This is a genomic window from Microcoleus sp. D2_18a_D3, assembly GCF_036702455.1.
Taxonomy (GTDB): domain Bacteria; phylum Cyanobacteriota; class Cyanobacteriia; order Cyanobacteriales; family Microcoleaceae; genus Microcoleus.
The window spans coordinates 97,006-118,071 of record NZ_JAUBTK010000014.1 but is presented as its reverse complement, the minus strand read 5'-3'; the positions used below and the strand labels follow the sequence as shown (position 1 = coordinate 118,071).

The following is a 21,066-nucleotide window of genomic DNA, read 5'->3' as shown; positions in this document are numbered from 1 at the left end:
TCGGGCTTTCTTCTTGCACCGCTCGGAACGAGCCGGACTTCCTAAAAGCCCCCGCTTTTAAGCGTGGGGTTCCTTACTTGCGTTTATTTGAAAATTAATCAGCCACCAGCAACAGCAGGAACAATGCTGACTTCATCGCCATCTTGGAGGGCTGTTTTTGAGCCATCCAAAAAGCGGATGTCTTCGCTGTTGACGTAGAAGTTGAGAAATCTGCGGGGTTCTCCCTTTTCGTCGCACAGGCTTTTTTTGATGCCGGGACAATTTGTTTCCAGCGATTCAATTAGTTCGGAAATGTTATCGCCGGCGCATTCGATGGTGGCTTGATTGTTGGTAAATTTTTGCAGGGGAGTGGGAATTAAAACTTTGACGGTCATTTTTTTAGTCCTTAGTCAGTAGTCAGTAGTCAGTAGTCAGTAGTCCTTAGTCAGTAGTCCTTAGTCAGTAGTCAGCAGCTTAATAACTCATAACTCATGACTAATGACAGATGACTATTAATCAGTAGTCCTCAGTCAGTAGTCAACAGCTTAATAACTAATAACTAATGACTAATGACTGATGACTAATGACTATTTATTAAACCGAAACTTGTTGCCATTCTAAGCGTTCGAGTGTGCGGGCGCGTTCTAGGGCGCGCTCGAACGCTTCTAGTTTCGGTTCGAGGGTGATGGGTTCGCCGATGTAGCCTTGAACTGCTTCTTGCGTTTTCAAACCGTTGCCGGTGATGTAAGCGACGGTGGTTTCATCGGGATTGATTTTACCTGCTTCTACGAGTTTCTTCAAGACTGCGATTGTCGTGCCACCTGCAGTTTCTGTGAATATGCCTTCAGTTTCTGCTAGCAGTTTCATGCCTTCGATGATTTCGGTGTCGCTGACGGATTCAATGTTGCCACCTGTTTTGCGGGCGATTTCCAAGGCGTACATACCGTCGGCTGGATTGCCGATCGCGATCGACTTAGCAATTGTATTTGGTTTCACCGGTTTTACGAAATCACGGTCTTCGCGGAATGCTTGGGCGATGGGGGAACAGCCGTCAGCTTGGGCACCGCTGAATCTGACTTTCTTTTCGTCCACTAAACCGACTTCGATGAATTCATTAAAGCCTTTGTAAATTTTTGTGAACAAAGAGCCGGAGGCGAGGGGGGCGACGATGTGATCCGGCAATTGCCAGCCTAGCTGTTCGGCAACTTCGTAGCCGAGGGTTTTTGAGCCTTCGGAATAGTAGGGACGCAAGTTGATATTGACAAATCCCCAGCCATGTGTATTGGCGACTTCGCAACACAGGCGGTTAACTTGGTCGTAGTTGCCGTGAACTGCCATGACAGTTGGATTGTAAATCAGAGTGCCGAGGACTTTGCCTGCTTCTAAGTCGGAGGGGATGAAGACTACGCAGTCGAGTCCGGCGTGGGCGGCGATCGCAGCCGTAGAGTTAGCTAAATTGCCGGTGCTGGCACAGGATACGGTTGTGAAACCCAATTCTCTGGCTCTGCTGAGGGCGACTGACACCACTCTGTCTTTAAAGCTGAGAGTGGGCATATTGACGGCATCGTTTTTAATATAAAGATTTTTCAGACCGAGGCGGCGCGCCAAGCGGTGGGATTTTAATAGAGGAGTCATCCCAGTGCCGACATCAATGACGTTATCTGTAGCGACTGGTAAAAATGCGCGGTAGCGCCAGATCGAGTTGGGGCCGGCTTGGATGGTTTGGCGAGTGACGCTGCGGCGGATGGCGTCGTAGTCGTACTTGACTTCAAGCGGGCCAAAACAGCAATCGCAGACGTGCTTGGCTTGGAGTTCGTACTCTTCACCGCATTCTTTACATTTGAGGGCTGTGAAGGTTGCTGCAGTGGATTGGGTTCTGGTCGCCTGGGTCATAGCTCAACTCTCTAGTTTTGCGATGTTTGTTAATTCTTTTCGCAGAATACCACGCTCAAATTAGTGCGTCAACCATACCCGATTTTTTTAGTCGGGATTGATTTTACAGTTACTTTTCAGTTAAACAGTGGTGTATTTAACTTTGATATTTGGGCGGGCGGAACGCGCACCACACAAGGATTTGAGTTGTGTTCAGAATCGGGCTGGGAATCCAGATTGTGAGGCTGGCACGCGAGCCCGATCGAGCTCAAGGATGATTTGCCGACGAAATTGTTACAAAACTTAATAAATCTTTTTTGGGCTAAGAATTGGGCAGTCGTGCGATCGAACACAACTACAAAACCTCGAATTTTTGATTAACTGAGATATTGCACCCTTCTCAAGAACAGGCAAGATGCCTGTTCCACAAGAGATGAATTTTCTTGTGGAACAGGCATCTTGCCTGTTCATAAAAAGCTTATTGAGAATGGTGCAACATTTCAGATTAACCAACTTAGCCTACCCGCCGCTGACGGGAGGGATGAGGACAACTTCGTCGCCGTCTTGGAGGATGGTGTCGGGGGAGACGAATTCCAGGTTGAGGCCGAAGCGGGTGCGATCGCGCCATTGTTCTAATTGAGGATATTGGGCGATCGAGCTTTCGAGCACTTGAGACACTGGGGTTTCGGGAGGAAGTTCTAATGTAAGTTCCGAAACGCCGTAGGCTTCACCGAAGGCGGCGAACAGTTTAACGGTGATGGTAATCGAAGAGTTAGACACGGCTGTTGAGTGCGATCGACGGTTTGGCAATTATCAACTACACCATACAATTAATTAGGAATTAGGCGCGCTGAGCCTTAGAATTGAAAGCGGCAACCTCTAGTTAAGTTTTACCCGATCGGGTAAAGATGATAGTTGATTGCAGCAAAAACTCTTAACAGGATTGTATGCCGAGCGCTCTCACCAACCAGGCGTTAGAAGCAGTTGGCATCCACTTAGATGCAGCTAGCTAAGGTCTAGTTGGCTGCGGTTGAGGCTAATGCGAGAATAATTTTTGAGGATGGGGTATAGATACTTTACCGTAATTGTGGGAGAGTACAAAAAGATCCCACTAAATTTAGCAGGCCACAACGCAGACAAGGGCCTGTAAACCCGCTTCTCCTGACGAAAAATCAGGTTATCAAGTGCGGCTTGGAATAGTCAAACCTTTGCCCTGCTTAGCAAGCTAGCCGTTCTATCTAAGAAGAATACTGAAGTTAACGCGATAGAGATATATGGCAAATAACGAGTTTAAAGTGCTTCAAATTATTGAAGCTAAAGGCTGGTATGCCTTTGGGAGTACGAAGCAAAACCAGCACGTTGAGAGATGGGTAAGACCTGTCGTGTGTTGGGTTTTAATAGAAGATAAAAAAAAGCGACGGGTTGTGACAGCTACCGCTAGCTATCAGATCCAGATTGACGACAAAGAAGTCGAGTTTTTTGCCCACGAAAGCGAAATTCAGGATCTGGATAGTCTCCCGAAGTCTGTCTCGGTATCGGAATTTCTGAAAACAGAAGATTGAGAGAAGGGCAAAAGGAGCTGATTTAACAAGTTATTAATTATTCCTTAGTGATTCCTTAAACTTGCTGTCGCATTCTATTTCAATGAGAGGCAGAAGCTCTAGATTGGGGACAGGGGCAGATGGGGACAGGGGGAGAATTTATATTTTTGCCTTGCCTTCTGCATCTTGTGCCCAATGCCGGAAGTAGCCCAAAAAATAAAGAGGCCGGAAGATTGCAGGCAATGCCAACGCGCTTCCGACCTTGCTGAATAACAGGGTATGCATATGTTTTTACAGTATGGCAGGGAGGCTTTTGAGATATCAAGAGGACTATTGCAATCACCCACTTTTGCTTTCAGGCTGTGTTTGCGAGGTTCATACTATTTTAGACTGAGAATTTGAAAATTGAGAGGGGGGAGGCTTACAGGTCAAGGATTCTAGCTATTTATCTGTAGCGGGGGCTACAAAAAATGGTGGCATTGGCGGACGATCGCACATTCTCGCTAAATTGTTTGCACTCAAAGCTGAAAGTTCGATCGTCCCCTGCAACTGCTGCGACTTTAAACCCCACTAGCAACAGGTTCACGCTTCTGCTGCGACATCCGCCGCCCCACCAGCGCCATCCGCACGCCGCCGGCAGGCCCTAAAGTCACCCCTCGGCGTTTGGGCTGTACGGGCTTTTTCTCGGCCAATACTAGGTCGAAATCCCGCAAAATGGTTGCCAGCACGAGTTTCATCTCCAACTGCGCCAACGCCAAGCCGATACAGCGGCGACTGCCGCCTCCAAAGGGCAAATACTCATAAGGCGAGAATTGCCTCTCCAAAAACCGTTCCGGTTTAAATTGCAGGGGTTCTGGATACAAATCCTCCCGTCTGTGGGTCAAATAAATCGAGGCGATGACAACCGTGCCCGGTTCGAGTTGATATCCCATCAGTTCCACGGGCGTGAGAACTTCTCGCGAAAACGTCAGCATTGCCACGGGGTAAATTCGCAGCGTCTCCTGACAAACAGCACTCAGGTAAGGTAAGCGGAAAATCTCCATCGGGTCGGGATTTTCCCCCAAACTGTCCAATTCTTGCAGCAACTTCTGGCGCACCGAGGGCAAACTGTGAATCCAGTAAAACGCCCAAGCTAGGGCCGTTGCTGTGGTTTCGTGGCCTGCCAGCAGCAGCGTCATCAACTCGTCGCGCAATTCTTCATTGGTCATTGGTTGCCCGTTTTCGTCGCGCGCGGCCATCATTAAGCTGAGAATGTCGGTGCGGCTCGCATCAGGTTGCAGTCTGCGTTCTGCAATTTCGCCGTCCATCAGTTCGTTAATTTTCCGCTGCTGCTGTTTCATCCGTCCCCAAGGACTCCAGGACCCCCAATCTTGCTGCATCCAGCCGAAAAACAGTATGCTCGATCGCAGGGGAGAGTTGGTCATATCGAGGACTGAGGCAAGTAGGGGCCTGATCTCTTCCAATCGCGGCCCGTCATCCATGCCGAAGACAGCTTGCAAGATTACCCGCATGGTGACTTCCTGCATGGCGCTGCGAGCCACAAAAGGTCGATCGACCGACCATTTGCTGGCAACATCTTGAGCTATATCGCAAATTAGTTGACCGTAATTCCGCATCCGTTCCCCGTGAAAAGGTGGCATCAATAATTGGCGCTCGCGTTTGTGCCTTTCTCCTGAGAGGAGAAACATGGATTGTTCTCCCAGCAGGGGTTTGAGGAGGCTGTTCAGGCGGCCTGGAGCGTGAAACGCGTTGCTGTTGAGCATCTCCTGGACAGCTTGCGGGTGGTGGATCATCACCAATGGTTTCCCGTTGTTCACTTGAACTGTGAAAATGTCGCCGTATTGTTTGGCACATTTATCCATGAATGTCAGGGGATCGCCGATCCATTGAATTAGCTGCACAAAGGGTGGATCTGTGGGGCCGTTAGGTAGTGTCATAGGAATTACCGGGGTTTGGGTCACAGGACTTAGCAGCATCAAAAAACCTCAAAGGGTTTGAAGGTTTATTTAATCCCTCCCAACCCTTGTTTTTAAGGGGAGAATTGCGTAAGTCCCATCTCCAATAATTTTAATAGCTTATTCTTTAACCGTGTTCAAAATATCCTCCCCAAGCTCTGTAAAACGCACAGTTTTGATTTGCCAAGGAGCATAACTGGTTAAAGTTTGGCGCAGGCCGCCGAACAAACCTAACATCTGACAACTCGACAGATTTTGCAATTTCTGCCGCGAATTTCCGGAGGCTCGCAGATCGACGGTAGCTATTCCGAGGTCGCGATCGATCTTGAGGCGATAACCAGCCAAACCAAGACTATCGAAAATCTGCTGCTTTAACACTTCATTAACCGCCGATGACATTAACTGGTTCTCTGGGCCTGTAACTGTTTCCGGCTTCAGAGTTTGACACAAATTATCTACCTTATAAACCGTAACGGTGGCAGTATTTTCTGAGAGGGTAGCACTGCCTAAAACTGAGGCAACAGAGTTAGAAGGCTGCGTTAATTGACTAGATCGAGCCTCAATTTGATTTCCCGTTAGCTGTAGGTGTTGGAACTGACGGGCGCTTGCTGAGAGTTGCCTCTGGTTTTCGGTTGAGGTAGCTGCATCGGAGCTAGAACAACTGCTACCGCCCATCAAAATTAACCAAACGCCTAAATATCCTAACTGTTTGCAGATACGGTTCATAGTTTTTAATACTCTACTAAACGTCAGTGTATGGAGGGTAAATTTTGGTGGTAGAAAGCACTTAGACCCTGATTACACTCACTTAGAAGTATTTCCCGCAGTACGGAGATGAAAACAAGTTAAGAGTTCTTGTTAATACGTGGATTTTAGTGTTAGATCAGATAAAAGGGGTTATACCCCTCACGGGTGTAACCCAGCAGTATACCTGTCTCAGCAGATCAAGCTCGCGACCCAGCTCGTAAGTGATATCAAATACCTTGTCAGTGGTGTGATGTACGGTTGCAACTCGATCCCTTCCAATGTCTGAGGTGAAAAGCCTCTTTCCGGTTGGTAAAAGCCTGAGTTTGATTAGTAGTAATGAGGACAGAATCCAGACTGGCGGGCGCATTTTAAGCTCGGCTTCGGAGCGCTTTTTTAACAGCGCCGAAATCGCCGTTAGAGGGAACGTGCAAGTCGCGAACAATATCAAAACTTACGCATCAAGAGCAAAAAAACCGGGTTTTTCAACCAGGCCTAACGGCTGCAACGAAGTGTTTTCGTAAAAAAAACTGGTTTCTGGTCAAGTCGCCAATCACATAATTCCCAAGTCAGCGGAGTGGTAACGAACAGGCGTGTCAAGGGTGTTATCGCAGCATTCGGTGATTTTTCTGCCGAATCTCATAAAACACAGGGAAAAAATCATGAAACAGCAATTATGGACAAAAGTTTTGGCGGCAACAGCTTGCGCCCTCAGCGGCCTGACGGTTGCTTCTCAACCGAGTTACGGTGGGAGATCACGGGGGGAAAGTGGATTTTGGTGCAGCACCTCGACCGGTGCGCCGGTGACGGTGTACCAAAACGCTCAAGGTGCCGTAGAGCCTTGGATTGAGTGGACTTCCGATTATTTCTCCGGTTCTGGCTACAATCCGCTAACTCGGTGTCAATTAGTGAGTCAACGCCTCGAAACCTATCGCCGCCAACGAATGCTTAAGTACATTACGGCGGGCCAGATGAACGGCCAGAACGTCATCTGCACGGCGAATCAAGTCAATGGGCTGTGTCAAAATTTGATTTATACCCTCAGACCCGGCCAAGACCCGATCGGCTCTTTGTATAATTTGTTGGCTTGGCGCCAAGGATATGTTGGGATGCCGTCTTTTGATGAAACGAGTAAAATTCCTTACATTGATCTCAGGGAAAAGCTAGGGGAAAACACGGATGAGGAGGCGCAACAGCCTTCTTTTTCCCCGCCGTCGGGACAGCCTTAAAGATGGGCAAATTTTCCATCCGATCGCCAATTCCAAGGATTGAGGTGGAAAATTTGGTGCGTCAAACAGCGGTACGCATCCCGACGCGAATATCTTCTGGTTCCGGGACGATCGTCCGGCAGCAGGGCCAAACCTATACGGTGCTGACTAAATAGCACGTTGTGGCGATCGGACTTGTCACCGACGACGGCCTCCTCCACCCACTGCTAGGAGTTCTGAGGCGGCTGGGCCATACCGATCGGGCGATCGTTCTGTTTCGCAGCGCGATCGAGTATAAAATAGCACCATTCAGCCTTGAACCCGGAGCGGTGTCTGAGGCAATGCTGGTAGTCGGCTTTCCTGGGGGTGCTGAGGTTGGGAGTTTCGCTGACCACAAATTTCTTGATGGTACCCGCCACGTGATTTATCCGTGGAGTCAATCCAAAATCGAAAATCGAAAATCCTCAAGCCCCCGCATTTATCCGTGGGGTCGCCTCTAAAATCTCAAATCTAAAATCTAAAATCGATTGACGCGGGCTTCGTTTAGGTGCTGCTACCCAAATCTTTGCCTCAAGGTTATAGCTTGGGCTATACAAATGAGGTTAAAATCGGTAGGAGTCGCGACCCGATTTTTAATGCCAAAGGTCTCTTGGTTGGGATTAACTGTAGGGGCAAGTATCGAGTCCAAATTTTGGCGTCTATGCTTTTGAAGAGGGAAGTGAACCAACAGCGGAATTATTGGAAAAAATGGTTAAATTTAGTTGGGGAATTCCGATTAGTACAGCAGTTCTCAATCTTGGTGAGGTATGCCCACGGAGGCCTATGCTCTATGCCCTATGCCCTATGCCCTATGCCCGCGAGAGCACCTCATGTTACTGAGAAAGGCTATATATATTTGCAGTTCGCCTCGTTTCATCTAGGGAGTTATCGATGAATGTGTGGAGTTTGCGGTTTGACGCGCTGACAATCATCTTGACAGGTGCATTAACAGTGACGGCGGTTGTCAGCCAACAATATGCTGCCTGTGCCAAAACAGCCGAAGAAATTGCCCAGCTAGCGACCTTGACAACTGTGGAAGTCAACAACACGCTGGGTTTTTTTGCTAGTGGATCGGGAGTAATTATTGCCAAACAGGGTAATATTTACACTGTTCTGACAGCTAATCATGTGGTGGCAAGCCTCGCTCAAAAATACAGCATTCGCACTCATTTGGAAAAGGATTATGCTGCGATTAGAATACAGCGCCTACCTAAAAATGACACGGATATAGACTTGGCTTTGATACAGTTTCAGAGCCGAGAACAGTATCCAGTAGCACCACTGGGCGAGTCAGAACGTGCTGTTGTTGGTTCTGCTATTTACGTTTCGGGCTATCCGCTGCCAATTTCGGGAGTTGAACGAAAACTTGAGTTTACGACTGGTATCATCTCTTCTCGCTTGGGCAGCGCCTCATCAGGGTATCGTCTGCGCTACCAAGCTGTAACCAGGCGCGGGATGAGCGGCGGGCCTGTATTTGATGCTGATGGCAGGGTAATAGGAATTCACGGCCAGGGGGATACTGTTGGCACAATTAGGAGTCAGTGGAACGGTCAGATTGAAGAGATAAAAACGGGATTGAACGCGGCAATCCCGATCGATGCTTTTAGGGAGTTGCTATCACAAAATAAGCGTAACGGCTTGGATATTCTCAGCAATCTTTCTATCAGCAGCGCCTCTGGTCAAAACCAACCGCATCTGGGTTATGGAGGATTTGTGTGCGATACCTCCACGGGCGAGCCGGTGACTGTGTATCAAAATCCACAAGGGTTCAGGGAACCTTGGATTCGCTGGAATTCTAATTTCTTTTCGAGTTCTGGCTACGATCCTCTAACTCGCTGCCAACAAGTGACTCAGCGCCTTGAGAATTATAACAGAAATAAACAGCTAAATTATGTGACTGTGGGTATTGTAAATAACCAGAAAGCGATTTGCACGACTAGCCGCGTTAATGGGCCTTGCGAAGGTTTGATCTACACGCTGCGCCACGATCAAGATCCGACTCCTGCACTTAGCAGTTTTTTTGTTTGGCTGCGGAATCAAAAGGCTGTGCCTTCTCTTTCTGAAAGCGGTACTGTGCTGTATATCGATGTCCGGGAACGGCTGGAACAATTTTAGATGGGCGATTTAAGATTTTAGAGGGATGAGTAATGGGTAAACACAGAACCCCGGCTTTTTTTTATAAGTCGGGGCTCTCAAACAACTACTTATTAGCTGAAAATTTGAGATATTTTACTTATTTATCACTGACATAATAGAACTCATGATTTTTTGGAACACGGAAGCTATAAAATTACTCTTACATTAATCTAACTCAAATTTTTCAGGTATCAAGCATGACAGCAACTACCCCGCAGGCAACGTCAACAACGCCCGCTTTTTGCGAAGGCATTCAATATTTTTCTGAAACAGTCCCTGGTTTTGATACTTATGGGAAAACACCTGCGATCGCCCAGGGGAGCAAGTCGATCGCCGATCCTGCCGATCCCGTCGCCGTCTTTCAAACGATGCTGGGAGCAGACGCCCTGCGGTACCTGACACTGCAAGTCACCGCCAGCAAGGCATCGGGACATCCGGGGGGTTTTGCTAGCCAAGCTGAGGCCTATGCCGCTTTGGTGATGCTCGGACACAAGAACATTGTCACCGAAGTCGGCCATCACGCCCCCGGCTTTTACAGCGCCATGTTTCTCGATCGATCTTTAGAGGATATGGGAATTTTCAACGTGCAGCAAGTGCGCGATAAATTCCGAGAAAAAGACGGTTTATTAGGACATCTTTCCGGTTTCATTCCCGGCCTTTTAGCACCGGCCGGCCCCCTCGGACAAGGGCAGCATTTCGCAATGGCTGGAGCACTTTTGCACCCCGACAAACTGTTTGCTTTCACAATGGGCGACGGCGGCATGGGCGAACCTTATCCGATGAGCAGCATGGCGCATTTCCACACTGCTTATCCCAAAGCTACTAACTTTTTGCCTGTGTTGGTTTGGAACGGATATTCTCAGGAACATCACAGCATGGTTTCGACTAAAACTAATGCTGAAATGATTGCTTATTGGCAAGGCAACGGTTTTGAAGAAGTTATCTTAGTTGATGCTAAGGAATTTGACGATAAAAATCAACCGGAAGATTATGTTGACAGCACTGCTTTTTCGCTCGAACAGCGCATGGCATTTACCAAAGCTGTTTTACAAGGAGTTGACAAAGCGGCAAAATCTGCTCTCGGCGGCAAATTAACTGCGTTTATTATCAAACAGTTGAAAGGTGCCGGCGTCCACGCGCGCGGAGCAAAATCTCACAACCTTTATCCGAAAGATACGCTGGATGCTCCGCACATTATCAGTGCTTTAAAAGAGCGCGCTTTGAGTGCTGCTGCTTGGCAATTGGTGCGGACAAATTGCGAGCGTGCGGGTGGCGGGCCGGCGGCGAAAACAGTTGTTACTGAGTTTACATTGCCGCTGGCAGATTTAGGCGAATTGCCTTTAGAAGAATTTGCAGTTGGGGGAGAACCGAAGATTTCGACAACAGCAATGGGGGTTTTGGTAGGGAAAGTCGGCGAGTGCGATCGGACTTTTCTTGTGACTAATGCTGACGGCAACGAAGCATCGGCAATTGCCAATATCAACCAAGCTCTTAAGATTATTCACCCGACGACAGATGACCTGTACAATCAATCGCCCAACGGTCAAGTTTACGAACCTTTGAGCGAAGATGCTTGCGCTGGTTTAGCCGTAGGTTTATCGCTATTTGGAGCGCGGAGTTTGTGGTGTTCCTACGAATCTTTTGCCATTAACGGTTTACCAATTTGGCAAACTGTAACCCAAGCAATGGCAGAATTGCGCCGTCCAACTCCGGCAACTGTCACCTTATTTACAGCGGGTGCACTGGAACAAGGGCGCAACGGTTGGACGCACCAGCGGCCGGAAATTGAGGCTTATTTTGCGGCGATGATGCGGAACGGAAATGTGTTTCCTTTGTTTCCACCGGATGCTAACAGCATTCAAGCTTGTTACGAGTGGGCTTTGAGTGCTAAAAATAAGGGAGTTGTGATTACGGCGAGCAAGTCGCCGCTGCCAATTCGCACTACTCTTGAACAGACTCGCCAAGGTTTGCAAGACGGTGCAATAGTGCTGCACGAAGTCGATTCCCCCCAAGCTCCCCACAATCAAGGGGGGAGCAAGAAAGTTGTGTTTGCAGTTGTCGGCGACATGACTTTAATGCCAGTATTTGAAGCGGCGGCATTTTTGGAAACAGAAGGGATTGGAGTGCGGATTGTTTCTGTTGTGAATCCCCGGCGTTTGTATCGTGCTAGCGATGTTGCTTGGGATACTTGTTCGGAAGCTGACGGCGGCTTTTTGAGCGATGAGAAATTTGCCGAATTGTTTGGCGGAGATGCCTTGATTGGCGTGACAGGCGGTGCTTCTGGGATGTTGGAACCTGTGATGCTCCGCAGCAATTGCAAGCGGGATACTTTCGCTTGGAAGCGGGGGGAAACTACTGCTAGTGCTGGTCAATTAATGGCGTTTAATGGGTTGACTGCTGAGGCGTTGACTAAAAGGGCGATCGAGCTAGTTCATTAAGTTAGAATGTGAGTGAATGCCCCTGCCTGGTTTGTGCTGGGTAGGGGCTAGTAATATTTAAAATAGGATTGTGATACCTATGACAGCAAAAATTTTAGAAGAAATAGGTACGCTTGCAGAACAGCGATTGATTCTCCCCGGCTATTATACTTGGGAGCAATTTGAGGCGATCGAATCTTTGATGGCAAGCTCTTCGGGTTTGCGTATAAGTTATTTGGATGGGTGGCTCGAGTTTATGACACTGGGGGAAGACCATGAAAGCTTTAAAAAGGCGATCGCTATATTACTGGAAGCATACTTTTTTGAACTCGGAATTGAATTTTTTCCTGTAGGGAGTGCAACTCGCAGAGACCGGGCAAGAGATGTATCATTTGAACCAGACGAGTCTTATTATATAGGTTCAAGAAAAGAGCATCCCGATTTAGCCGTGGAAGTAACGATTACTAGCGGTAGCACAAATAAACTAGCTAAATATTTGCGACTTCGCATTGCTGAAGTTTGGTTTTGGGAAAATAATCGGCTTGCTGTCTATCGGCGGCGCGAGGATGATTACGAGCAAGTTTCAAGAAGTGAGTTTTTGCCGGAGTTGGATTTAGAATTGTTGGTACGCTGCGTTTTAATGCCTTCAATAATTGAGGCCAGGACAGAGTTTCTTAATGGGGTTAGGCAGCAATAATATAGAATAGTTAGTAGTCCTTATGCTATTATCGTTCAGTAATATCGGTTCTTCTTGTGTTCTAGGTATCGTTATCTCGGCTACTGATATCTTCTGATGAATATATCCATCCTTGTACAATAGCTTTAATAACATTACTACTAAAAGGACTATTATCCAGAAGAGTATCGACACCAGATATACTACCAGCTTTGAGAGCACTAGCTACGCGAGACTTTAAAGCAGGAGGAGTTTCATCGTTAACATAGGCTACTTTTTCAGCCTCAGTAGCAGTAGGGTTTGACTTCTCTAGTTGCATGAGAAGTTGCTGAATTTCGACAGCAGCTTCAGCAAGTGTTTGTTTTCTTTCACCTCCTTGATTAATGGTTCCACCAACATAATCACCACCAATGTAAAAACCTCCCTCCTGAACAATTATCTGACTAAACTGATTCACTAAAGACGATCGTGTACTATCTAAAGCTTGTCTGAACGCATCAATAGTAGCAATTGTAATTAAGCCCAGAATAACTATCAAGGCCTGCTGTAACTCAGCAGCCATATCAATCTTGACTAACACACCAATTATAGAAAGAAGTATTATTGAAAGATACACCGCAACCGAAGTTTTAAGTCGCTTTTCAAATTTGAACGCACTAATTAAATCTAGTTTATTATCTTCCATTTTTCTGCTCCTCCGACTGATTATCCTTGTCCTTTCCATTATAGAGAAGTTCATTTGAATCTTTGGAAAACCCTTTCAACCCATCTAAAAAGTCGCCGATTTCTCCCAAAGAATAGCCTAAAGGTTTAGCCAATCCTAAAATTAAAAACAGCAAGCCTGCTAAAGGAACAGTTTGTATTAATAAAACGCCTATTCCCACTGAAAAAACACTAGCCGCCATTTGTTGGTTTCGTTGAAAAATGTCTTTTTTTTGTGCTTTTTGCAGTTGAAATTCTGCCGATTGTTGTGTGTAATTTAATTGCCTTTCTTTTCTATCCAATTCATGAAGTTCCTGTCTCAACTCTATCAATATTTCGTATTCTTCGGCTGTTTTCGCTAGTGCGAATTTTTCAACCAGAATCTCTTTATAAACTTGGATGTCCGATTGATTTTCCTGTTTTATGCTCTCTCCACTCTGCATCTGATAAGGCAGCAAAGTGATATTTCTTGGTTGATCTAGTTTTTCATCCGTCATTTCCTACCTCTGAATTGGCAAGTAGTTAGGTACAATACCACTTGCTCCTATAATTTCTGCTTTATATGGGATTATGAACATTTTAAGATCCTCATAGTAGACTTTTAACGCAAAAACTTCAAGGCAGAAAAAGTTGGAAAAAGTTGGATCTTTCTCAAATTGGCACAAACAATTCGGAGCCGAGGTCAAAAAAGTTGGAAAAAGTTGGAAAAAGTAGGGTATAGTAACGGTATTCATCTCATAGACCTACCTATGAACATTCCTCAGATGTTGCAATCCGTCGATGAAACAGTCTGCGCTAAGACAGGCAAACATTTAAACGACTTGCAGCGGAGAATTATCGCAGGAATACTGAATCGTCAAAAGTATGCTGGGGTTGCAGAAACATACGGTTACAGTGACAAGCACGTTAAAAAAGTCAGTCACGAGCTTTTGCAAATGTTATCTGATGTCTTTGGCGAACAAGTTAAAAAAAGTAATCTTGAATCTGTGCTAGAACGTCACATAAATGTAAATATAAGTTTTGCTCCTAAAAACACCGGTCATAAAAATATTGTTGGTATTGGTTACATCAACAATTGCCCCGATGCTTCAGCTTCTACCCCAGATGAAAGTCAGCCTGCAACTCCTGACTTCCAGCAGCAAAGCAATAATTACACTGACCTCGCAATAATTAAATTAATTGATAAGTTGCGTCAGTTTGGTTTGACGGATGAGCAAATTGCAGAAGCGCTAAATCTACCCTTGAATGAACTCAATAGGGTGGATTTATAAATTTGATTGGTTGGCTGGGGATGTAGCGAGAGTGCTAGAGGCTGTGCTGCGACGGGACATCAATATTGTGTGAAATATCTGTCTTAATTTTATTGCTTTTTCCCCCGCAAGCCATCAACCAAAAACTCATCATCGATCGATCGCCCGCAGCGACAAACTCATCCCGCGAAACCAGATAGCTGGCTATTTCCGACTCGGAAATCAACCCTTGTTTGACCATTTGCAAAAGGGGGCCGGAGTCAAGCAAAGGTTGAAACGCCTCAATTCCGATGATATCGCTGTGGCTGACAACCGCTTCTAAATCAACGCTACCAAACCCAGCTTCTTTGAGAATGCGGCACAGATTTCGCCCGACGCATAAATTGCCGCCCCGCGATGCCATTACCTGCTTGAATTTCTCCCTGACAATCTCGACTGACAGGGGTGGATTTGTCAGCCAAAACAAATGTGCGTCGCTATCAATAATCACCAGTTTTCCCCCAGGCTTCAAGATGCGGAATATTTCTCTAGCTGCTGCGACGGGATCTGGGAGGTGAACGAACAGCAAACGGGCGATCGCAAAATCGAAAGTATTATCATCCAAACCAGTATCCGCCACCGATGCTTGAATGCGATTTACTCGATCGCCCCCTTTGTCCTGCAAATATGCTACTGCTTTTTCGTGCAGTACCGGGTCGATTTCTACCGCTGTCACCGAACTGTTTGGCAGCAATTCTAAGAGTTTTTCCGTGAAAAATCCCGGCCCGCTACCAGCTTCCAAAACATTCATCCCGTCTGCTAAACCAAACCAAGTTAAATTGCGCGCTTCCTTTTCCCAACTGAGGAGAACTTGACTTTTTAACCGCTGGATTTCTGCGTCAAGTTCCAGATTGTACGTGCTGGCTTGATACGAACCTTCTGCTGCCATAAAATCATTCTTTTTCCTGCTGCGACACCTAGATTATAATAGAACTGCGCTTTAGCGCAATTCTCGTTGCGGACATCCCCAACCCCAGTTGGCGGACAGATGCAGGACGGGAGCCAGGTAATTCCTCTATTGTAAGAAGATGACCGAGACGATTTTAGATTTGGGATTTTGAATGAGAATTTCAGCGGTTTAAAGCCCCTAGTTTCAACTAGGTCACAAATTGAAAATCGTAAATTCCAAATCTAAAAGGGGTGGACGGATTACCTAAACTGACGATGTTGTGTGGCAACGAATAAATTATGCCCCAGACTTTACCTCAACCGGAGAAACGAACATTTTTACTTGTGGATGACCATGCGATGGTGTTAGGTGGGACGCTTAACATTCTGAAGCAAGAATATCCAGAGGCAGACATTCTGACGGCTCCGACTGCTCAGGCAGCCCTTCAGCAAATAGCGCAGACGACGCCGGATTTGGTGATTGTGGATTTGGTGATGCCAGAGACGACCGGCGAAACAGCTCAAGCGAATTCAGGGCTTCAACTCCTCAAAACGTTGATGGAGCAGTATCCGAGTCTGAATATTGTGGTGCAGAGTGCCCATGTTCGGACTTTAGTTTGGCTGAAACCGTTGATCGACAATCACATGGGCGGCTTCACAGTTGTCGATAAGAGCCAGCCGATGAAAGACTTGCTGGCAATGGTTGATTGGGCGCTGCACGAGCGGATTTATACACCCAGAGAGATCCGCAACGGGCTGCAACTCAAACCCGCCTGGATGCAGGTGTTGCAATTTGCTTTTCAAGAGAGCTTACAGGATACTGCGATCGCCAAACGGATGAATGTTTCTGAACGCACTGTGCAGCATTACTGGACTAAGATTCGAGATGTGCTAGAGGTGTATCCTGATGATGATAAGAATCTGCGGATTCAAACGGAAGTGCGAGCTAGGGAACAAGGATTGATTGATTAGTGAAGCGCGATCGATGGCAAGCAGTGAAAGCGGGCGTCACGACTTGGGGACGAGGAGCGCTTCCAGGGGTGATGGTGATTGTCGCTGTGATGATGGCTAGATTGAGCGGTGCGCTTCAGTTTTGGGAGTTGGTTGCGTTCGATCAATTTCTGCGTTTGCGTCCTCCTGAGCCAATGGATGAACGGATTGTAATTGTCGGCATCACTGAGGAGGATATTCAACGCGCTAGAACTTATCCGATTCCCGATCGCAATATTGCCGATTTACTCAAACGGTTGCAAACGTATCGACCGATCGCGATCGGGCTGGATATTGTCCGCGATATTCCGGTGGAACCAGGTCATGCTGAACTAACATCGGTGTTTCGCAGCAGCAAGAATGCGATCGGAGTGGAGATTGCTTTGCCCGATCGCAGTGGCTTTATCGTCAAACCTCCGCCCGCGCTACCACCCGAACAGGTTGGCTTTGCAGATGCCGTTCTCGATGCTGATGGCTACCAGCGCCGCAGTTTATTGGGCACTAACAACGATCGACAGGAATACCGTTTTTCCTTCGCAATCCGGCTGGCAGAGCGCTATTTAGCAACCCGAGGAATTAAGCTAGGTAATGGAATTCGCGATCGGGAGGCGATGCGCTTTGGCAGCATTGAATTTACCAGAGTGCAGTCAAACTCTGGCGGATATGTGGGGGCGGATGCAGGCGGCAACCAAATTTTACTGAATGTTCGCAGCGGGACAATGCCATTTCGCGTGCTTTCCCTGGAGCAAATCAAGGCGGGACAAGTAGATCCGAACTGGATTCGAGGCAAAATTGTGCTGATTGGGATGATGTCTTTTAGCGCGAAGGATTTGGCAAGTTCAGGTGCGATCGCAGGTATCAATCCCGGACGGATTTACGGAGTCGAAATGCAAGCCCACGAAACCAGCCAGATGATTAGTGCGGTGCTCGATCGGCGGCCGTTGCTTCAGGTTTGGGGGGAGGGCTGGGAAACGCTCTGGATTGCGGTCTGGGGACTCTTGGGGATGAGTTTGGGACAATTTCTGCGATCGCCCTGGAAAATTTTGATCGGGCTCTCAGTCGCCAGCATTAGCCCGATCGCGCTCTGTTACTGGCTGATTCTTTTGGGATGGTGGGTGCCGATCGTGCCTGTGTTGCTCGTACTCGTGTTGAATGGGGCTGGGTTGACGGCAGCGTTATTTTATCGCCACGAACAGGAACTCCGACTGCGGTTGGAAGAACGTCAATTTGCGATCGAGCAGACCTTTAATGCCATTCATAGCGGCCCGTTACAAACATTGGTTGTGATTTTGAGAACTGCTCAAGAACAAGCCACACCGCCGTTATTTCTACCGGAGTTGCAACGCTTGAATCAAGAATTGCGGGCAGTTTACGGCTCTGTGCAACGAGACGCGATCGCAGATGAACCGCATCTTCGCATGGGAAGTGCGATCGAATTGGCCCTGCAGGCTCCATTGCATGAATTGCTCTACAAGGTCTATTCCAACACGCTCGAACAAGAATTGCCCTACCTCAAAACGATCAAATTCAAAATTGTGCAGTTCGATCCCTTGAACACCTCGCATCTGCGGTTGGAACACAAGCGAGCACTCTGCCGCTTTCTGGAAGAAGCGCTCTGCAATGTTGGCAAACACGCGATCGAAGCCACTCGCTTGACTGTAATTTGCACTCAAGAGGGCGATCGGCAGGTGATTCGGGTGGCCGATAATGGTAGGGGGAAACAGTCTCAGTCAGAAACGCTTAGCTTGGCTGAAATCGATCGAGACAGGGGAATAACCGAAGATCCAAACCCTAAACTTCAACCTTCAGGATTAGGAACCCAGCTTGCAAAGAACTTAGCCAAACAGTTAGGCGGAGCATTTCGGCGCTACCCGAATCAACCGAAGGGGACAGTGTGCGAGTTAACCTGGCCAGCAAAACGGCGGTGGTTCTGGTAATTGGTGTGGCTCACGCTTGTCAAATCGGAGCTGATTGAGATGAGATATTGCACCATTTTCAATAAGGCGTTTATGAACGGGCATCCTGCCCGTTCCACAAGAAATTCACTCTTTGTGGAACGGGCATATTGCCGGTTCTTGAGAATGGTCTAAGAGCTCAGATATAACGATCGACAACACGGCAACTCTGGATAGGGCAATGCCCAAAGCGTGTCAACTTAAGCTGTCTGTCCACCCAGTCCTCCCGCCCACCCCGCAGTCCGCCAGGGAATGAATTCCCTGTCTCATAGCGAAAGTCCTCTCAAAGAGGACTGAAGAACTCATTAGTCGTCTGAAGACGACTTTCGCTTTGAGGCAGGGGTTTAAACCCCTGCCGGACTGCCGGACTGAGGGTTTGCCCTTAAGCTGACACCAATATCTTTGCACCTTCCCGCAAACGAAGCTTGCGGGCAGTCCTCTATTGTGTTTTTGTATTGTTGATTACTGTAGAAATAGTTACACAGGGGATTGCGATGATGACTCACGAGTTGAAGCGTCGAACCGTTTACTCTGCGGGCATTGCGAGTTTAATGCTGAGTGTTTCGTTCTGGGTCGCTCCTGTAGCGCTGGCAAAATACACTCCTCCTGAAAACCCTTCTAAACCGAAAGAAACGGGGACGAATACCACTCGCAACGGCAGTTGCGAAGAAGCTAATTCATCGGGGAGATTGACTGCCTTGGTGCCGTTTAGCCATGTGGGAGAGACGATTTCTGGGCATCCGACCTTTACCTGGTTTGTACCTTATATCACTCCTCGTCCGCTGCAATTGAGGCTGTTTACTCGCACGGGACAACTTCTCTACAGAACCGAGATACAGAGTCAGCCAGGAATAATGTCGGTTGCTTTGCCCTCAAATCTGCCTCAACTGTCGATCGGGCAATCCTATCAGTGGCAAGTGGTGTTGGTCTGCGATCCGGATGATCCTTCGAGCAATGTGGTGGCGGCGGCAGAAATCCAAGTCGTTGGGCCTGCGCCGTCGTTGCAGACTCAACTTGCAGCGGCGCAAACTCCCCAACAGCGGATCGACCTGTATGCGGAGTCTGGGCTGTGGTATGACGCGATCGCCGAAGCGCGCAAAGCCTCTGAGACTTCTCAAAGCCAAGAGGCTGTGCTGGAATTGCTAGATTCTCTCGCTAGTTCGGAAGCCGAACCTTTGAAAGATTGGAGCGATCGATTGCGACAAATTAGGGCGATCGAACAACAGCGCCAAGGACAGCGCTAACCCTCGCAATCCAAAGACTAAATCCTATGAAATCTTTCTCGCTAAAACTGCTTAAATCCAGTAATTGCAAAGTGCGATCGGGCTTCCTTTTTCCCCTCGCCTTTTGCGTTTTGTCTGTTGCTTTTTATATTCCTATGCACTCTCCACTTCCGGTTAGTGCTCAAGCTACGGATGCTCGTCAAGCAGAGGGCGATAGGCTAATGAAGCAGGGGCTTCAACAGTATAAGACTGGTCAATTAAGAGCCGCGCTGAATTCCTGGCAACAGGCACTGCAAATTTATCGTGCTCTCAAAAACCGCCAAGGGGAGGGTTGGGCACTGGGCTTTTTGGGATTCGCTTACGACTCTCTAGGCAATAATGCCAAAGCCATTGAGTATAGAGAGCAGAGTTTAGCCCTCGCCCGCGAAATTAAAGACCGCCAATTGGAGGGTGCTGCACTGGGCACTTTGGAAGATGCTTACCGCTCTCTGGGCAACTATGCCAAAGTCATTGAGTATTCACAGCAACGTTTAGCCATCACCCGCGAACTTAAAGACCGCCAAGGAGAGGGTGCGGTACTGGGCACTTTGGGAGATGCTTACCGCTCTCTGGGCCACTATGCCAAAGCGATTGAGTATGCACAGCAAAGTTTAGCCATCGCACGCGAACTTAAAGACCGCCAAGGAGAGGGTGCAGCACTGGGCAATTTGGGATTCGCTTACCTGTCTCTGAACAACTATGCCAAAGCGATTGAGTATACACAGCAGAGTTTAACCATTGCCCGTGAACTTAAAGACCGCAAAAGGGAAGACTTAGCACTAGACATTTTGGGAATGGCTTACCGCTCTCTGGGCAACTATGCCAAAGTGATTGAGTATGCACAACAAAGTTTAGCCATCGCCCGCGAACTTAAAGACCGTCAAGGGGAAGGTAAAGCACTGGGCATTTTGGGATCTGCTTACCACTTTTTAAACAACTCTGCCAAAGTCATTGAGTATTCACAGCAACTGTTAGCGATCGCCCGCGAACTTAAAGACCGCGAAAGGGAGGGTTGGGCACTAGGCAGTTTGGGAATCGCTTACCGCTCTCTGAGCGATTATGCTAAAGCGATTGAGTATGCACAGCAAAGTTTAGTCATCGCCCGCGAACTTAAAGACCGCAAAGGGGAAGGTGTGGCACTGGGCATTTTGGGAGATGCTTACCGATCTCTGGGCAACTATGCCAAAGTCATTGAGTATTTACAGCAACGTTTAGCCATCGCCCGCGAACTTAAAGACCGCCACATTGAACGTTTGGCACTGGCGAATTTGGGAGATGCTTACTACTCTGTGGGCAACTCGGCCAAAGCCATTGAATATGGGCAGCAGACTTTAGCCATCGCACGCGAAATTAAAGACCCCCAAAGTGAAGGTGTGGCACTAGGCAATTTGGGACTCGCTTACCGCTCTGTGG

The 21,066-nt window shown here is 47.7% G+C and carries 20 protein-coding genes; 12 read left to right on the top strand and 8 right to left on the bottom strand.

What is annotated here, in order from left to right; translation table 11 throughout:
- Positions 1 to 98: 98 nt before the first annotated feature.
- From QUB06_RS09510 to QUB06_RS09500, 3 genes are all read right to left on the bottom strand, one after another.
- A complete protein-coding gene (locus tag QUB06_RS09510) occupies positions 99 to 374 on the bottom strand; it encodes a MoaD/ThiS family protein (protein WP_006632924.1) in 276 nt (91 codons plus the stop codon).
- Between the two features lie 199 nt (positions 375 to 573).
- On the bottom strand, positions 574 to 1,872 hold the full coding sequence (gene thrC / locus QUB06_RS09505) for a threonine synthase (RefSeq protein ID WP_333435083.1): 1,299 nt from the start codon (positions 1,870 to 1,872) through the stop codon (positions 574 to 576).
- A gap of 498 nt (positions 1,873 to 2,370) precedes the next feature.
- Positions 2,371 to 2,631, bottom strand: a complete 261-nt coding sequence (locus tag QUB06_RS09500; protein ID WP_015179186.1) for a MoaD/ThiS family protein — start codon at positions 2,629 to 2,631, stop codon at positions 2,371 to 2,373.
- 494 nt (positions 2,632 to 3,125) lie between these two features.
- Between QUB06_RS09500 and QUB06_RS09495 the strand changes: the two genes are divergently transcribed.
- On the top strand, positions 3,126 to 3,413 hold the full coding sequence (locus QUB06_RS09495; RefSeq protein WP_333138507.1) for a hypothetical protein: 288 nt from the start codon (positions 3,126 to 3,128) through the stop codon (positions 3,411 to 3,413).
- 539 nt (positions 3,414 to 3,952) lie between these two features.
- Here the strand turns inward: QUB06_RS09495 and QUB06_RS09490 are convergent.
- Together QUB06_RS09490 and QUB06_RS09485 are read right to left on the bottom strand one after the other, a co-directional pair.
- Positions 3,953 to 5,329 (bottom strand): cytochrome P450, encoded by a 1,377-nt coding sequence (locus QUB06_RS09490; protein WP_333435082.1) that lies wholly within the window; start codon positions 5,327 to 5,329, stop codon positions 3,953 to 3,955.
- Positions 5,330 to 5,467: 138 nt separating this feature from the next.
- Entirely contained in the window at positions 5,468 to 6,073 is a 606-nt protein-coding gene (locus QUB06_RS09485; protein ID WP_333435081.1) for a hypothetical protein, read from the bottom strand.
- Between the two features lie 680 nt (positions 6,074 to 6,753).
- Here QUB06_RS09485 and QUB06_RS09480 point away from each other — a divergent pair.
- The 6 genes from QUB06_RS09480 (at position 6,754) to QUB06_RS09455 (ending at position 12,588) form a co-directional block, all read left to right on the top strand.
- Positions 6,754 to 7,320, top strand: a complete 567-nt coding sequence (locus tag QUB06_RS09480; protein WP_333435080.1) for a COP23 domain-containing protein — start codon at positions 6,754 to 6,756, stop codon at positions 7,318 to 7,320.
- A 2-nt stretch (positions 7,321 to 7,322) separates the two neighbouring features.
- Positions 7,323 to 7,475 (top strand): hypothetical protein, encoded by a 153-nt coding sequence (locus tag QUB06_RS09475; protein WP_333435079.1) that lies wholly within the window; start codon positions 7,323 to 7,325, stop codon positions 7,473 to 7,475.
- Between the two features lie 6 nt (positions 7,476 to 7,481).
- Positions 7,482 to 7,799: a hypothetical protein gene (locus tag QUB06_RS09470; protein ID WP_333435078.1), complete on the top strand. Its 318-nt coding sequence runs from the start codon at positions 7,482 to 7,484 to the stop codon at positions 7,797 to 7,799.
- A gap of 430 nt (positions 7,800 to 8,229) precedes the next feature.
- A complete protein-coding gene (locus QUB06_RS09465) occupies positions 8,230 to 9,453 on the top strand; it encodes a COP23 domain-containing protein (RefSeq protein WP_333435077.1) in 1,224 nt (407 codons plus the stop codon).
- Between the two features lie 218 nt (positions 9,454 to 9,671).
- On the top strand, positions 9,672 to 11,912 hold the full coding sequence (locus QUB06_RS09460) for a phosphoketolase (RefSeq protein ID WP_333435076.1): 2,241 nt from the start codon (positions 9,672 to 9,674) through the stop codon (positions 11,910 to 11,912).
- Positions 11,913 to 11,991: 79 nt separating this feature from the next.
- On the top strand, positions 11,992 to 12,588 hold the full coding sequence (locus QUB06_RS09455) for a Uma2 family endonuclease (RefSeq protein WP_333435075.1): 597 nt from the start codon (positions 11,992 to 11,994) through the stop codon (positions 12,586 to 12,588).
- Positions 12,589 to 12,649: 61 nt separating this feature from the next.
- On the opposite strand, the gene QUB06_RS09450 is transcribed toward QUB06_RS09455, so the two are convergent.
- Both QUB06_RS09450 and QUB06_RS09445 read right to left on the bottom strand, forming a co-directional pair.
- Positions 12,650 to 13,252, bottom strand: a complete 603-nt coding sequence (locus QUB06_RS09450) for a hypothetical protein (protein ID WP_333435074.1) — start codon at positions 13,250 to 13,252, stop codon at positions 12,650 to 12,652.
- On the bottom strand, positions 13,242 to 13,766 hold the full coding sequence (locus tag QUB06_RS09445) for a hypothetical protein (protein WP_333435073.1): 525 nt from the start codon (positions 13,764 to 13,766) through the stop codon (positions 13,242 to 13,244). Before QUB06_RS09445 ends, QUB06_RS09450 begins: the two co-directional genes overlap by 11 nt.
- 204 nt (positions 13,767 to 13,970) lie before the next feature.
- Here QUB06_RS09445 and QUB06_RS09440 point away from each other — a divergent pair, with 204 nt between their 5' ends.
- Positions 13,971 to 14,540, top strand: coding sequence for a hypothetical protein (locus QUB06_RS09440; protein WP_333435072.1), 570 nt, complete (start codon positions 13,971 to 13,973; stop codon positions 14,538 to 14,540).
- Between the two features lie 34 nt (positions 14,541 to 14,574).
- Here QUB06_RS09440 and QUB06_RS09435 read toward each other — a convergent pair whose 3' ends face one another.
- Positions 14,575 to 15,447: a class I SAM-dependent methyltransferase gene (locus QUB06_RS09435; protein WP_333435071.1), complete on the bottom strand. Its 873-nt coding sequence runs from the start codon at positions 15,445 to 15,447 to the stop codon at positions 14,575 to 14,577.
- Between the two features lie 299 nt (positions 15,448 to 15,746).
- On the opposite strand from QUB06_RS09435, the gene QUB06_RS09430 reads away from it, so the two are divergent.
- The 4 genes from QUB06_RS09430 to QUB06_RS09415 all read left to right on the top strand — a co-directional run.
- Positions 15,747 to 16,418 carry a response regulator transcription factor gene (locus QUB06_RS09430; protein WP_333435070.1) on the top strand — a complete coding sequence of 224 codons (672 nt, stop codon included), beginning with the start codon at positions 15,747 to 15,749 and terminating at the stop codon, positions 16,416 to 16,418.
- Entirely contained in the window at positions 16,418 to 18,373 is a 1,956-nt protein-coding gene (locus QUB06_RS09425; protein ID WP_333435069.1) for a CHASE2 domain-containing protein, read from the top strand. The genes QUB06_RS09430 and QUB06_RS09425 overlap by 1 nt, the downstream gene beginning before the upstream one ends.
- Before the next feature lie 512 nt (positions 18,374 to 18,885).
- Entirely contained in the window at positions 18,886 to 19,635 is a 750-nt protein-coding gene (locus tag QUB06_RS09420) for a DUF928 domain-containing protein (RefSeq protein WP_333435068.1), read from the top strand.
- Positions 19,636 to 19,661: 26 nt separating this feature from the next.
- Positions 19,662 to 21,066 (top strand): tetratricopeptide repeat protein (locus QUB06_RS09415; protein WP_333435067.1); only part of this gene is annotated, 1,405 nt, incomplete at its 3' end.